Raw genomic sequence first — 12,859 nt, 5'->3', positions numbered from 1 at the left:
CCCCTGTGCGCGACCCGCCGCGTCAATAACCCGACAAACGTACCGGCGCCCCGCCTAAGGCGATGCCATGCTCTGATGGGCCTGACAAAAAGGAGAATACAGGTGCCATCGACTCTCATTTATTACGTGGCGGCCAGCCTCGACGGCTACATCGCCCGCCCCGACGGCAGCGTGGACTGGCTCGAAGGCTACGGCAGCGAAGCCGACGACCACGGCTACAACGCCTTCTATGCCGGCATCGACGGGCTGCTCATGGGTCGCGCCACCTACCTTTTCTGCCTGAAGCAGGACCAATGGCCCTACCCGGACAAGCCCGCGCTGGTCATGACCCGCTCCAACCATCTGCCCAAGGCCGCGCCGCAGGTGGAACTGGAGCACTACACACCAGTGGACGCGCTCGCCTCACTGGAACAGCGCGGCTGCGAGCACATCTGGCTGGTGGGTGGCGGCAGCCTGGCGGGCAATTTCCTCGCCGCAGGCTTGCTCGACGAAGTGATCGTCAGCATCATTCCGCACCTGCTCGGCGCTGGCATTCCCCTGTTCAGCATCGGCCTCGAGCAACGCCTGCAGCTGCTGGAGCAGCGCAGCTTCCCCAGCGGCATCGTGCAGATGCGCTATCAGGTTCTGAAGGAAACGCCCTCGCCATGACCATTCATATCGCCGCCGCCTGCCTGCTGGATGAAGCCGGACGCCTGCTGCTGGTACGCAAGCGTGGCACCCAGGCCTTCATGCTGCCTGGCGGCAAGCACGAGCCCGGCGAGACTTCAGTCCAGGCGCTGCTGCGCGAACTGGGCGAAGAGCTCGACCTGCACCTGGCGGCCTCCGCACTGACGCCGCTCGGCCACTTCCAGGCCAATGCCGCCAACGAGCCGGACATGCGCGTGGACGCGCAGGTCTACCTCGCCGCCCTGCCCCACCCCGTCCAGCCCGCCGCCGAGCTGGAAGAGCTCGCCTGGCTGGACCCAGCTGGCGACTACCCGCACAACCTCGCCCCGCTGCTGCGCGAGCAGGTGCTTCCCGCTCTGCTTGCCCATCTGGGCTGATTCGTTCAGCTCAAATACCTGCATTTCGTCGGGTTTTTCCTTAAGAAGCCTTAAGCGACTGGCTTCTGGCTAGTACCCCGCCAGTTTTCTGCCGCCAGGCGGAAAGCCCCGTTTTATAGGGCTTCCGGCTATAAGGTCAGGCCATGACTGATGCGTCGGAGCACATGTCACGCAGCGCCCTGCAAGTCACAAGGGAAAAGTCAGAATCGACAGACGGTACGAACTGTCATGAAAAGTCGTTCAGAATGCGTGGAATTTTTGAGCGGACCAAAGGAAACCACGCCGACAACAATGGCGATCCAGCGGAGTCTGGGCGATATCAACCAGCAAGAAGACATGCCGAATGCGAAGTACCCTTTTGACATGCCTTTCCATAGGCTTGGCGACCTTTTTGGCCGCTACCGAGGCTACCGCCTCCTACAAGATCACGCGCACCTATCAACCCGCCCCGGTTGATCTCCGTGTCCCGGTCCAGGGCAGCGCCCTGCTGACCTTCAACGCCAAGCCGGTCAAACAGACCAAGAGCGAGGCGCACCAGGTTACCCAGCGTGCCTACAGCATGATCGGTACGCCTTACCGCTGGGGCGGCACGTCGCCCAAGCGCGGCTTCGATTGCAGCGGCCTGGTGAACTACGTGTTCCAGAACGTCGACGAAGTCGACCTGCCGCGTACCGCGCAGCAGATGTTCAGCATGCGCGGCAACTCCAAAGTGGCGCGTGATGATCTGCAGCCCGGCGACCTGGTGTTCTTCCGCATCCACAACCGCCGCAATGTCGACCATGTCGGCATCTACGTCGGCGACAACCAGTTCGTCCACGCGCCGCGTCGCGGCCAGAAGGTCCGCGTTTCCGACCTCGGTGGCGACTACTGGAAGAAGCACTACACCGCTGCCCGCCGCATCCTGCCGGAAACCCTGGCCAAGGCTGACGTCGGCGGTCGCTTCGACTGACGCCGAGCGCTCTCCCCTTGCGGTAGAGCGCTCGCTCCTCCTCTCTCTCCCTGCGCTTACAGGCCGCGACGCGCCTGTCGGCGCAGCAGTCGCGCGCTATCCCAACCGGTCAGCAGCACGGCGATCCAGATCGGCCCGTAGGTCCAGATCTGCGCCGGGTTGAACGCCTCGCCCAGGAACAGCACGGCAATGGCAAACAGCAGCACCGGCTCGACGTAGCTCAGAATCCCGAACAGCCCCATGGGCAGCAGCCGGCTGGCGGCCATCATCGCGCCGAACGCCAGCGCGCTGATCAGTCCCAGCAGCGGCAACAGCGCCCACAGGCGCGGCACCTCCTCCAGCACCTTGCCGCTATCGGTTATCCACAGGGCCGCCAGGGCGAACGGCAGCAGCACGATCATCTCGAAGACGAAGCCCGACAGCGAATCCACCGCCATCTTGCGGCGCAGCATGAAGTACGGCGGATAGCCCAGCGCAGTGATCAGGGTGAACCAGGAGAATGCGCGGGTCAGCCAGAGTTCGTGCAGCACGCCCGCCAGCGCGAAGGCAACGGCGATGGCCTGCAGCGTGGTCAGGCGCTCGCCGTAGAACACCCGACCGCACAGCACCATGGTCAGCGGCAGCAGGAAATAGCCCAGCGACAGCTCCAGCGTACGCCCGACCATGGGCGCCCAGATGAACACGCCCCACTGGATCAGCATCATCGCCGCCGTCAGCGGGAAGCACGCCAGCAGCCACGGCTCGCGCAGCAGGCGCCGGCCCGCGTCGCGCAGCACGCCACCCTGACGGGTGAACAGCACCAGGAGCAGGACCATGGGAATCGACCAGACGACCCGGTGTGCGATCACCTGGATGCTGGTCAGCGGCTCCAGCGAGTGGATGTAACCCGGCAGGGTCACGAACAGCACGGAAGACGCCAGGGACAGCGCTACGCCACGTCCGGATATGTTCATGCGAAGCGCTCCTTCTGACGACGCAGACCGAAACGGTTGACGCCCAGCGACGCGACGATCACCACACCACCCAGCGCCAGGCGCGGCAGGTCGGCGGCTTCGTTCCAGATCAGCAGGTTGATCAGCAGCCCCACCGGTACGTGCAGATTGTTCATCACCGCGAGCGTACCGGCATCCACCAGCGTGCCGCCCTTGTTCCACCAGAACTGCCCCAGCGCAGTGGCCAGCAGGCCCATCCACACCAGCACGCCCCATTGCAGGTCGGTGGTTGGCAACTTCTGTGGGTTGCCGAAGAGCAGCCAGCCCGGCAGCGCAATCAGCAGCGCGCCGACGAAGAAGTAACCGAAGCGGCGGTACTGCGGGATATCCGAGGGATAGCGCTGCACCAGGTGCTTGTAGAACACCTGCCCCGCGGCAAAAGTCGCGTTGGCCAGTTGCAGCAGCAGGAAGCCCTGGATGTAGTCGCCGCTGACGCCGTCGTAGCGAATGATCCCGGCGCCGAGCACCGCCACGGCGGCTGCCAGCAGCGCCCAGGCGTTGAAGCGGCGGTTCAGTGCGTCATCGATCAGCGCCACGTGCAGCGGGGTCAGCACAGTGAACAGGAGCACTTCCGGCACCGTCAGCACGCGGAAGCTCTGGTACAGGCAGACGTAGGTAATGCCGAACTGCAGCGCGCCCGCCAGCATCACGCCGGCGATGAAGCGCGGTTCGACGCCGCGCCAGCGGGTCAGCGGCAGGAACACCAGGCCGGCCAGAACCACGCGGGTCAGCACGGCGAAATAGCTGTCGACCTGCCCGGCAAGGTACTCGCCGATCAGGCTGAAGGAGAACGCCCAGAGGACGGTGACAAATAGCAGGTAAGGCATGGAAAAGGCGACCGGAACGGGGCAGGCAACATAGCGCCAGTCTCAACGTAGAGAAAGCACTGCGCGCCCGCGCCCCAGGAAAGGCAGAAACGAAAAAGGGCGACCGAAGTCGCCCTTTTCCTTGGATGGTGAATCAGGGATTAGCCCTGGTTCTCCATCTGAGCACGGATCAGATCACCGATGGTGGTCGGACCAGTGTTTTCTACGTCTTGCTTGGTGCGCAGTTCTTTCATCGCATCTTTCTCGTCATCAACGTCTTTCGACTTGATGGAGAGGGAGATGACGCGGCTCTTACGGTCGATGCTGATGATCTTGGCTTCGACTTCTTCGCCTTCTTTCAGAACGTTGCGAGCGTCTTCAACGCGGTCACGGCTGATTTCGGAGGCTTTCAGAACGCCTTCGATTTCGCCGCCCAGGCTGATGACAGCGCCTTTGGCATCGACTTCTTTCACGGTGCCGCGAACGATGGTGCCTTTCTCGTTGAGCGAGGCGTAGTTGGAGAACGGATCGTCTTCCAGCTGCTTGATGCCCAGGGAGATGCGCTCACGCTCCGGATCAACGGAGAGGATGACGGTTTCCAGCTCGTCGCCCTTCTTGAAGCGGCGAACGGCTTCTTCGCCAACTTCGTTCCAGGAGATGTCGGACAAGTGAACCAGACCGTCGATGCCGCCTTCCAGGCCGATGAAGATACCGAAATCGGTGATCGACTTGATGGTGCCGGAGATCTTGTCGCCCTTGTTGAAGCGGCCAGAGAAGTCTTCCCACGGGTTGGACTTGCACTGCTTGATGCCCAGGGAGATACGACGACGCTCTTCGTCGATGTCCAGAACCTGAACTTCCACTTCGTCGCCAACCTGAACGACTTTCGACGGGTGGATGTTCTTGTTGGTCCAGTCCATTTCGGAGACGTGTACCAGGCCTTCCACGCCCTCTTCCAGCTCGGCGAAGCAGCCGTAGTCGGTGAGGTTGGTAACGCGCGCGGTAACGCGGGTGCCTTCCGGGTAACGGGCTTTGATGGCAACCCATGGGTCTTCGCCCAGTTGCTTCAGGCCCAGGGATACGCGGTTGCGCTCGCGGTCGAACTTCAGAACCTTGACATCGATCTCGTCGCCAACGTTGACGATTTCCGACGGATGCTTGATACGCTTCCAGGCCATGTCGGTGATGTGCAGCAGACCATCGACGCCGCCCAGGTCAACGAACGCACCGTAGTCGGTGAGGTTCTTGACGATACCTTTGACCTGCTGGCCTTCCTGCAGCGATTCCAGCAGAGCTTCGCGCTCGGCGCTGTTTTCGGCTTCCAGGACGCTGCGACGGGAAACGACAACGTTGTTGCGCTTCTGGTCCAGCTTGATGACCTTGAACTCGAGCTCTTTGCCTTCCAGGTGAGTGGTGTCACGCACCGGACGCACGTCGACCAGCGAACCCGGCAGGAACGCACGGATGCCGTTGACGTCGACGGTGAAGCCACCCTTGACCTTGCCGTTGATGACGCCTTTGACCACTTCGTCGGCAGAGAAAGCAGCTTCCAGAACGATCCAGCTCTCGGCACGCTTGGCTTTTTCGCGGGACAGCTTGGTTTCACCAAAGCCATCTTCTACCGCGTCCAGCGCAACGTGGACTTCGTCACCCACATTGATGGTCAGCTCGCCCTGTTCGTTGTAGAACTGCTCGACCGGGATGACGCCCTCGGATTTCAGACCGGCATGGACGGTGACCCAGTCACCATCGATGTCGACCACGATGCCGGTGATGATTGCACCCGGCTGCATGTCGAGGGATTTCAGACTTTCTTCAAAGAGTTCTGCGAAGCTTTCGCTCATGTCTATACCTGTAGTCAAAGGCTTGTAAGCCCGATTCCGCGCCACCAGCAGACACGGTCAAGTGATGAAAAAGAAGCCAGCGGGATCAAGACTGGTATCCCGCCGGCCCCCTGTTGCACCCGCCGAAACGGATGCTCCACATTCAGATTTTAAGGGAACGTTTCGCTCGATATGGGCGAAACCCTCCCGATATAAGGTCTGGAATGGTAGCAACGGATCCCGATTGCGTCAATCGGCGCTCCCGGTTTCCAACGCTCTTCGCGGCTCCAGCCTCACCTCTTCATTTTCGCCCAGCCTCGGGAATTGGGAGAACCGCCCGTCAGATCCCTCCTGCGGACGTCCTTACCCGAAAAGAAAAATCCCCGGCATGGCCGGGGATTTTCGTTTCCCGATCGACTAGTCGGCCAGACCCAGCCGCGATACCTCGGCGAGGATGCTCTCCACCACCTCGTCGATACTCATCGAGGTGGAGTCCACCAGGATGGCGCCCTCGGCAGGCTTGAGCGGGGCGACGGCACGCTGGCTGTCGCGCTCGTCACGGGCGCTGATTTCCTCGGCCAGTTGCGCCTGATCGCTGTCGATGCCCTTGCCCTTGAGTTGCAGGTAGCGGCGACGGGCGCGCTCCTCGGCGGAAGCGGTGAGGAAGATCTTCAGCGGAGCGCTGGGGAAGACCACGGTGCCCATGTCGCGACCATCGGCCACCAGCCCTGGCGCTTCGAGGAAAGCACGCTGGCGTTGCAGCAGCGCATCGCGGACCGCCGGCAGCGCGGCAACCTGCGAGGCGCCGGCGCCGACCTGTTCGGTACGGATCACGTCGGTGACGTCTTCGCCTTCGAGGATGATGTACTGGCCCTGCCCGCCCTTGGCGTGGGTGAACTGCACGTCCAGGTGCGCGGCGAGGACCTTGAGGGCTTCCTCATTGGTCAGGTCGATGCCGTGATTACCGGCGGCGAACGCCAGCAGGCGATACAGTGCACCGGAGTCCAGCAGGTTCCAGCCCAGACGCTTGGCCAGCAGACCAGCGACGGTGCCCTTGCCCGAGCCGCTGGGGCCGTCGATGGCGAGGACCGGCCATTCGCCGTTCATCAGTTCTTCTCCTCGGCGACACGGATGCCTGCACCGGACGCCAGCCCGAGGAAGTTCGGGAAGGAAGTCGCGACGTTGGCACAGTCGTGGATGCGGATCGGCGCGCCGGCGCGCAGGGAGGCCACGCTGAAGGACATGGCGATGCGATGGTCGCCGTGGCTCCAGACTTCGCCGCCGCCGTAGCTGCCGCCGTCGATGATGATGCCGTCCGGGGTCGGCTCGCACTTCACGCCCAGGGCCAGCAGGCCGTCGGCCATGACCTGGATGCGGTCGGACTCCTTCACCCGCAGCTCTTCCGCGCCGCGCAGCACGGTTCGGCCTTCCGCGTTGGCGGCGGCAACGAAGAGTACCGGGAATTCGTCGATAGCCAGCGGCACCAGGTCTTCGGGGATATCGATGCCTTTAAGCTGCGCCGAACGCACGCGAATGTCGGCAACCGGCTCGCCGCCCACTTCACGCTGGTTTTCCAGGGTGATGTCGGCGCCCATGAGCTTGAGGATGTCGATGACGCCGGTGCGGGTCGGGTTGATACCGACGTGCTCCAGGGTCAGGTCGGAACCTTCGGCGATGCTCGCGGCGACCAGGAAGAAGGCCGCCGAGGAAATGTCGGCCGGCACTTCGATGGAGGTGGCGCTGAGCTTGTGGCCGGACTCGACGCGGGCGGTGGCGCCTTCGACGTCGACCGGGTAGCCGAAGCCGCGCAGCATGCGCTCGGTATGGTCGCGGGTCGGGGCCGGCTCGGTGGTGGAGGTTTCGCCAGCGGCATAGAGGCCGGCGAGCAGCAGGCAGGACTTCACCTGGGCGCTGGCCATCGGCATGTCGTAGTGCATGCCGGTGAGTTTCTGGCCGCCGCGGATGGTCAGCGGCGGACGGCCTTCGGGGCCGGTCTCGATCACCGCCCCCATTTCACGCAGCGGTTTGGCGACGCGGTTCATCGGGCGCTTGGACAGCGAGGCATCACCGGTCAGGGTGGTGTCGAACGGCTGGGCGGCGAGCAGGCCACTGAGCAGACGCATCGAGGTGCCGGAGTTGCCCAGGTAGATCGGGCCGGGCGGAGTCTTCAGGCCGTGCAGGCCAACGCCGTGAACGGTCACGCGGCCGTGGTGCGGGCCTTCGATGACCACGCCCATGTCGCGGAACGCCTGGATGGTGGCGAGGGCATCTTCACCCTCGAGGAAGCCTTGCACCTCGGTCGTGCCTTCGGCGAGGGAGCCGAGCATGATCGAGCGGTGGGAAATGGACTTGTCGCCCGGTACGCGAACACGTCCGGAAAGGCGGCCACCCGGCTGGGCCAGGAAAATCAGGTCATTGTTGTGCATGGCGTCCACATAGGCCCGACGGGCCAGGATTTTGCTGAAATGCTCGCGGGCAACGCGGGCGCGGGTAAAGACGCCCATCAGTTGTTGCCCGTCCCCTTTGTCGACGGCCTCGCGCAGATCATCGAGGTCGTCACGGAATACGTCGAGGATGCGCAGCACCGCCTCGCGGTTGGCGAGGAAGATGTCGTGCCACATCACCGGGTCGCTGCCGGCAATCCGCGTGAAGTCGCGGAAGCCGCCAGCGGCGTAGCGGAAGATTTCCAGATTCTCGCTGCGTTTGGCCAGCGAGTCGACCAGCGTGAAAGCCAGCAGGTGCGGCAGGTGGCTGGTGGCAGCGAGGACTTCGTCGTGGTGCTCGACGGCCATCTGCTCGACATCCGCACCCAGCTCGCGCCAGAGGCTCTCGACGCACTGGATCGCATCCGCGTCGGCATTATCCAGTGGAGTGAGGATGACTTTATGACGGCGGAACAGTTTCGCGTTGGCCGCCTCCACACCGCTCTGCTCGGAACCGGCGATGGGATGGCCAGGGACGAAGCGCGCCGGCATGCCACCGAACACTGCTTTCGCGGCGCGCACCACGTTGCCCTTGGCGCTGCCGACGTCGGTAAGAATCGCGTTGCCGATGTCGAGGCCCGCGAGTTCGCCGAGGACCTTCTCCATGGCCAGGATCGGCACGGCGAGCTGGATCACGTCGGCGTCGCGGCAACCGACGGCAAGACTTTCCTCGCAGCGATCAACCACGCCCAGCTCCACCGCCAGGCGACGGGTCTGCGGGTCACGGTCGACACCGACCACTTCCTCGAACAGGCCTTTCTCGCGGATACCCTTGGCGAAGGAGCCACCGATCAGGCCGAGCCCCACCACCACCAGGCGGCGCAGCTTGTGCGACTGGACATCAGGCACGGGCGAGCACCTTGGCCAGCGCGTCAAGGAAGCGGGCGTTCTCGGTCGGCAGGCCGATGGAGATGCGCAGGTGCTGCGGCATGCCGTAGCCGCCCACCGGACGGACGATCACGCCCTCGGCGAGCAGGGCCTGGTAGACCGGGCCCGCATCGCGCTTGAGGTCCACGGCGATGAAGTTGCCCTTGGAGGGGATCCATTGCAGGTCCAGCGCGCGCAGGCCGCTTTCCAGTTGAGCCATGCCTTCGTCGTTGATGCGCTTGCCTTCGGCCAGGTACTGCGCGTCATCCAGCGCGGCGCAGGCGGCGGCCAGAGCCAGGCTGTTGACGTTGAACGGCTGGCGCACGCGGTTGAGCACGTCGGCGACCTGCGCCGAGGAGATCGCGTAGCCGACGCGCAGCGACGCCAGGCCGTAGGCCTTGGAGAAGGTACGCGAGACCAGCAGGTTCGGGTAGCGGGCCAGGTACTTCAGGCCGTCCGGCAGTTCCTCGCCTTCGGCGTACTCGATGTACGCCTCGTCGAGCACCACCAGGACGCTTTCCGGAACCTGCGACAGGAAGCGCTCCAGCGCGTCCGGGCCGAACCAGGTACCGGTGGGGTTGTTCGGGTTGGCGATGAAGACCACGCGGGTGTTGGCGTCGATGGCCGCCAGCATGGCTTCCAGGTCATGACCCCAGTCTTTCGCCGGCACGACCTTGCCCTGGGCACCGACGGCCTGGGTGGAGATCGGGTAGACGGCGAAGGCGTACTGGCTGAACACGGCGTTCAGGCCGGGCGCGAGGTAGGCGCGGGCCACCAGGTCGAGAATGTCGTTGGAGCCGTTGCCCAGGGTGACCTGCGCAGTCTCTACGCCGCAGCGAGCGGCGAGGCGGGACTTCAGCTCGAAGCCGTTACCGTCGGGATAGCGGGTCAGTTCGGCGAGTTCGGCACGGATGGCCTCGAGAACCTTCGGGCTCGGGCCCAGCGGATTCTCGTTGCTGGCCAGCTTGACGATGCCGGCGGGGTCGAGCTTAAGCTCGCGGGCCAGTTCATCGACCGGCTTGCCGGGGACGTAGGGGGAAAGCTTCTGCACGCCCGGTTGGGCCAGGGCAAGGAAATCACAGCTCATGAACATCTCTCTCGACTGGGACCGCGCAGATTTACCCGATGTAACCGGCGGCAGCCATGTAATCGCAGATACGGTGGACAGATTCCTCTACCGACAGCACGGAGGTATCGATGCTCACTTCGGCGGCCAGCGGCGCCTCAAACGGAGCATCGATGCCGGTGAACCCCTTGAGTTCACCGGCTCGCGCCTTGCGGTAGAGCCCTTTGGGATCCCGCTCCTCACACACTTCCAGCGGCGTGGAGACATGAACCTCGATAAAGCGCTCCGGCAACAGCTGGCGGACTCGATCGCGGTCCGCACGGAACGGTGAGATGAATGCAGCGATGGTGATAAGCCCGGCATCCACCATCAGCGCACCCACCTCGCCAACCCGGCGAATATTTTCGCTGCGGTCTTCGGCACTGAACCCCAGATCCCGATTCAGCCCCTGACGGAGGATGTCGCCATCCAGCAGGTAGGTATGCCGCCCGGCGGCGTGCAGTCGCTGTTCGAGAGCTTCGGCCAGCGTCGACTTGCCGGAGCCGCTCAGCCCTGTCAGCCATACCATGCCAGGGCGCTGGGCCATCAGCCTTGCGCGCCCCGTACAGTCGACCATTGGCGACCGCCGACGGGCGTTTCGCTCCATGTCAAAGCACGGCCTTGGGGTACGAGCCCAGCACCTTCAGGGCAACGGCTTCGCTGTTGATCTTCTCCAGCACATCCTTGATCAGCGGATCCTTGTGGTGGCCGACGAAGTCGATGAAGAACACGTAGGTCCACTTGCCGCTGCGCGACGGGCGGGTCTCGATGCGGGTCAGGTCGATGCCGTTGTTGTGGAACGGGACCAGCAGCTCGTGCAGCGCGCCCGGCTTGTTGCGCATGGAGACGATGATGGAGGTCTTGTCGTCGCCGGTGGGCGGCACTTCCTGGTTGCCGATCATGAGGAAGCGCGTGGAGTTGTCCGGGCGGTCCTCGATCTTCTCGTGCAGCTTGTCCAGGCCATACAGGCTGGCGGCCATGTCGCCGGCAATCGCGGCGCTGTTCCACTCGCTCTTTACCCGCTTGGCAGCGTCGGCGTTGCTGGAAACCGCCACGCGCTCGACGTTCGGGTAGTGCGCGTCCAGCCACTTGCGGCACTGGGCCAGGGACTGGGCGTGGGAGTAAATGCGGGTGATGTTGCTGGTCTTGGTGTTCTCGCCCACCAGCAGGTGGTGGTGGATGCGCAGCTCCACCTCGCCGCAGATCACCATGTCGTGCTCGAGGAAGCTGTCGAGGGTGTGGTTGACCGCACCCTCGGTGGAGTTTTCCACCGGCACCACGCCGAAGTTCACCGCACCGGCGGCGACTTCGCGGAACACTTCGTCAATAGCCGCCATCGGCGTGCTGATCACCGCATGGCCGAAGTGCTTGAGCGCCGCGGCCTGGGTGAAGGTGCCTTCCGGGCCGAGGTAGGCCACTTTCAGCGGCTGTTCCAGGGCCAGGCAGGAGGACATGATCTCGCGGAACAGACGAGCGACTTCCTCGTTGTCCAGCGGGCCCTTGTTCAGCTCCATGATGTGCTTGAGCACCCACGCCTCGCGCTCGGGCCGGTAGAACACCGGCTTCTCGCCTTCGGGCAGGGCGGCCATCTTCACGCGCGCCACATCGGTGGCGCAGCGGGCGCGTTCGCTGATCAGCTCGAGGATCTTCTCGTCGAGGCTGTCGATGCGTACGCGCAAAGCCTTGAGCTGGTCAGCGTCGCTCATCAGCCGTGCTCCTTCTCGAACTCGGCCATGTAGCCAACCAGGGCTTCGATGGCGTCCAGGCCCAGGGCGTTATAGATGGAGGCACGCATGCCGCCCACCGAACGGTGGCCCTTCAGGTTGAGCAGGCCGCGCGCATCGGCGCCTTCGAGGAAGGCCTTGTCGAGCTTCTCGTCGGCCAGGCGGAATGGCACGTTCATCCAGGAGCGGGCGCTGGGCTGGATCGGGTTGGTGTAGAAGTCGCTGTTGTCGATGAAGCCGTACAGCATGTCCTTCTTGGCGCGGTTGCGCTGCTCCATGGCATCGACGCCGCCCTGCTCCTTCAGCCACTCGAAGACCAGGCCGGAGAGGTACCAGGAGTAGGTAGCCGGGGTGTTGTACATGGAGCCGTTATCGGCGGCGACCTTGTAGTTGAGCATGGTCGGGCAGATGCTGCGGGCGCGGCCCAGCAGGTCTTCGCGAACGATGACGACGACCAGGCCGCTTGGTCCGATGTTCTTCTGCGCGCCGGCGTAGATCAGGCCGAACTTCGACACGTCGGTCGGGCGGGAGAGGATGTCCGAGGACATGTCCACCACCAGCGGGACGTCGCCGACTTCCGGAATCCAGTCAAATTCCAGGCCGCCGATGGTCTCGTTGGACGCGTAGTGCAGGTAGGCGGCGTCCTTGGACAGGTTCCACTCGTTCTGCCCGGGGATGGCGAAGTAGTCGTACTTGGACGCACTGGCAACCACGTTGACGTTGCCGTAGCGGCGAGCCTCTTCGATGGCCTTCTTCGACCAGATGCCGGTTTCCACGTAGTCCGCCACGCCGTCTTCGGGCAGCAGGTTCAGCGGGATCTCGGCGAACTGCTGGCTGGCGCCGCCCTGCAGGAACAGCACCTTGTAGTTCGACGGCACGCCCATCAGGTCGCGCAGGTCCTGTTCGGCCTTCTCGGCGATGGCCACGTAGTCGTCGCTACGGTGGCTCATCTCCATGACCGACAGGCCCTTGCCCTGCCAATCCAGCAGTTCGGCGCGGGCGCGCTCCAGCACCTCGGTGGGAAGCGCCGCAGGACCGGCGCAGAAGTTAAAGGCTCGCTTGCTCAC

12 protein-coding genes are annotated in these 12,859 nt (G+C 64.0%); 3 read left to right on the top strand and 9 right to left on the bottom strand.

The genetic code is table 11. The annotated features are described in order from the left end of the window. Nucleotides 1-102 precede the first annotated feature (102 nt). From IB255_RS09680 to IB255_RS09670, 3 genes are all read left to right on the top strand, one after another. The gene (locus IB255_RS09680; RefSeq protein ID WP_139791537.1) at nucleotides 103-648 is read left to right on the top strand and encodes a dihydrofolate reductase family protein; all 546 of its coding nucleotides are present in this window, start codon (nucleotides 103-105) and stop codon (nucleotides 646-648) included. After that, nucleotides 645-1,043 carry an NUDIX hydrolase gene (locus IB255_RS09675; RefSeq protein ID WP_081517954.1) on the top strand — a complete coding sequence of 133 codons (399 nt, stop codon included), beginning with the start codon at nucleotides 645-647 and terminating at the stop codon, nucleotides 1,041-1,043. Before IB255_RS09680 ends, IB255_RS09675 begins: the two co-directional genes overlap by 4 nt. Nucleotides 1,044-1,386: 343 nt before the next feature. Then, nucleotides 1,387-1,992, top strand: coding sequence for a C40 family peptidase (locus tag IB255_RS09670; RefSeq protein ID WP_081517953.1), 606 nt, complete (start codon nucleotides 1,387-1,389; stop codon nucleotides 1,990-1,992). Between the two features lie 56 nt (nucleotides 1,993-2,048). On the opposite strand, the gene rarD is transcribed toward IB255_RS09670, so the two are convergent. The 9 genes from rarD to serC form a co-directional block, all read right to left on the bottom strand. After that, complete coding sequence (gene rarD, locus IB255_RS09665; protein WP_081517952.1) at nucleotides 2,049-2,945, bottom strand: EamA family transporter RarD; 897 nt, start codon at nucleotides 2,943-2,945, stop codon at nucleotides 2,049-2,051. After that, a complete protein-coding gene (locus IB255_RS09660) occupies nucleotides 2,942-3,811 on the bottom strand; it encodes a carboxylate/amino acid/amine transporter (RefSeq protein WP_081517951.1) in 870 nt (289 codons plus the stop codon). The genes rarD and IB255_RS09660 overlap by 4 nt, the downstream gene beginning before the upstream one ends. A gap of 140 nt (nucleotides 3,812-3,951) precedes the next feature. Continuing rightward, nucleotides 3,952-5,634 carry a 30S ribosomal protein S1 gene (rpsA, locus tag IB255_RS09655; RefSeq protein ID WP_017517968.1) on the bottom strand — a complete coding sequence of 561 codons (1,683 nt, stop codon included), beginning with the start codon at nucleotides 5,632-5,634 and terminating at the stop codon, nucleotides 3,952-3,954. A 396-nt stretch (nucleotides 5,635-6,030) separates the two neighbouring features. Then, nucleotides 6,031-6,720 carry a (d)CMP kinase gene (cmk, locus tag IB255_RS09650; protein WP_192210135.1) on the bottom strand — a complete coding sequence of 230 codons (690 nt, stop codon included), beginning with the start codon at nucleotides 6,718-6,720 and terminating at the stop codon, nucleotides 6,031-6,033. Beyond that, nucleotides 6,720-8,945 (bottom strand): bifunctional prephenate dehydrogenase/3-phosphoshikimate 1-carboxyvinyltransferase, encoded by a 2,226-nt coding sequence (locus IB255_RS09645; RefSeq protein ID WP_081517949.1) that lies wholly within the window; start codon nucleotides 8,943-8,945, stop codon nucleotides 6,720-6,722. The genes cmk and IB255_RS09645 overlap by 1 nt, the downstream gene beginning before the upstream one ends. Then, nucleotides 8,938-10,050: a histidinol-phosphate transaminase gene (gene hisC / locus IB255_RS09640; protein WP_081517948.1), complete on the bottom strand. Its 1,113-nt coding sequence runs from the start codon at nucleotides 10,048-10,050 to the stop codon at nucleotides 8,938-8,940. The genes IB255_RS09645 and hisC overlap by 8 nt, the downstream gene beginning before the upstream one ends. Nucleotides 10,051-10,081: 31 nt before the next feature. Further along, nucleotides 10,082-10,597, bottom strand: a complete 516-nt coding sequence (gene cysC / locus IB255_RS09635; protein WP_353620472.1) for an adenylyl-sulfate kinase — start codon at nucleotides 10,595-10,597, stop codon at nucleotides 10,082-10,084. Between the two features lie 79 nt (nucleotides 10,598-10,676). After that, nucleotides 10,677-11,774, bottom strand: a complete 1,098-nt coding sequence (pheA, locus tag IB255_RS09630) for a prephenate dehydratase (protein WP_015478144.1) — start codon at nucleotides 11,772-11,774, stop codon at nucleotides 10,677-10,679. Continuing rightward, a complete protein-coding gene (gene serC / locus IB255_RS09625; protein ID WP_151186365.1) occupies nucleotides 11,774-12,859 on the bottom strand; it encodes a 3-phosphoserine/phosphohydroxythreonine transaminase in 1,086 nt (361 codons plus the stop codon). Before serC ends, pheA begins: the two co-directional genes overlap by 1 nt.

This window comes from Pseudomonas sp. PDM22 (assembly GCF_014851965.1).
Taxonomy (GTDB): Bacteria; Pseudomonadota; Gammaproteobacteria; order Pseudomonadales; family Pseudomonadaceae; genus Pseudomonas.
This window is presented reverse-complemented; position numbering and strand designations above follow the sequence as displayed.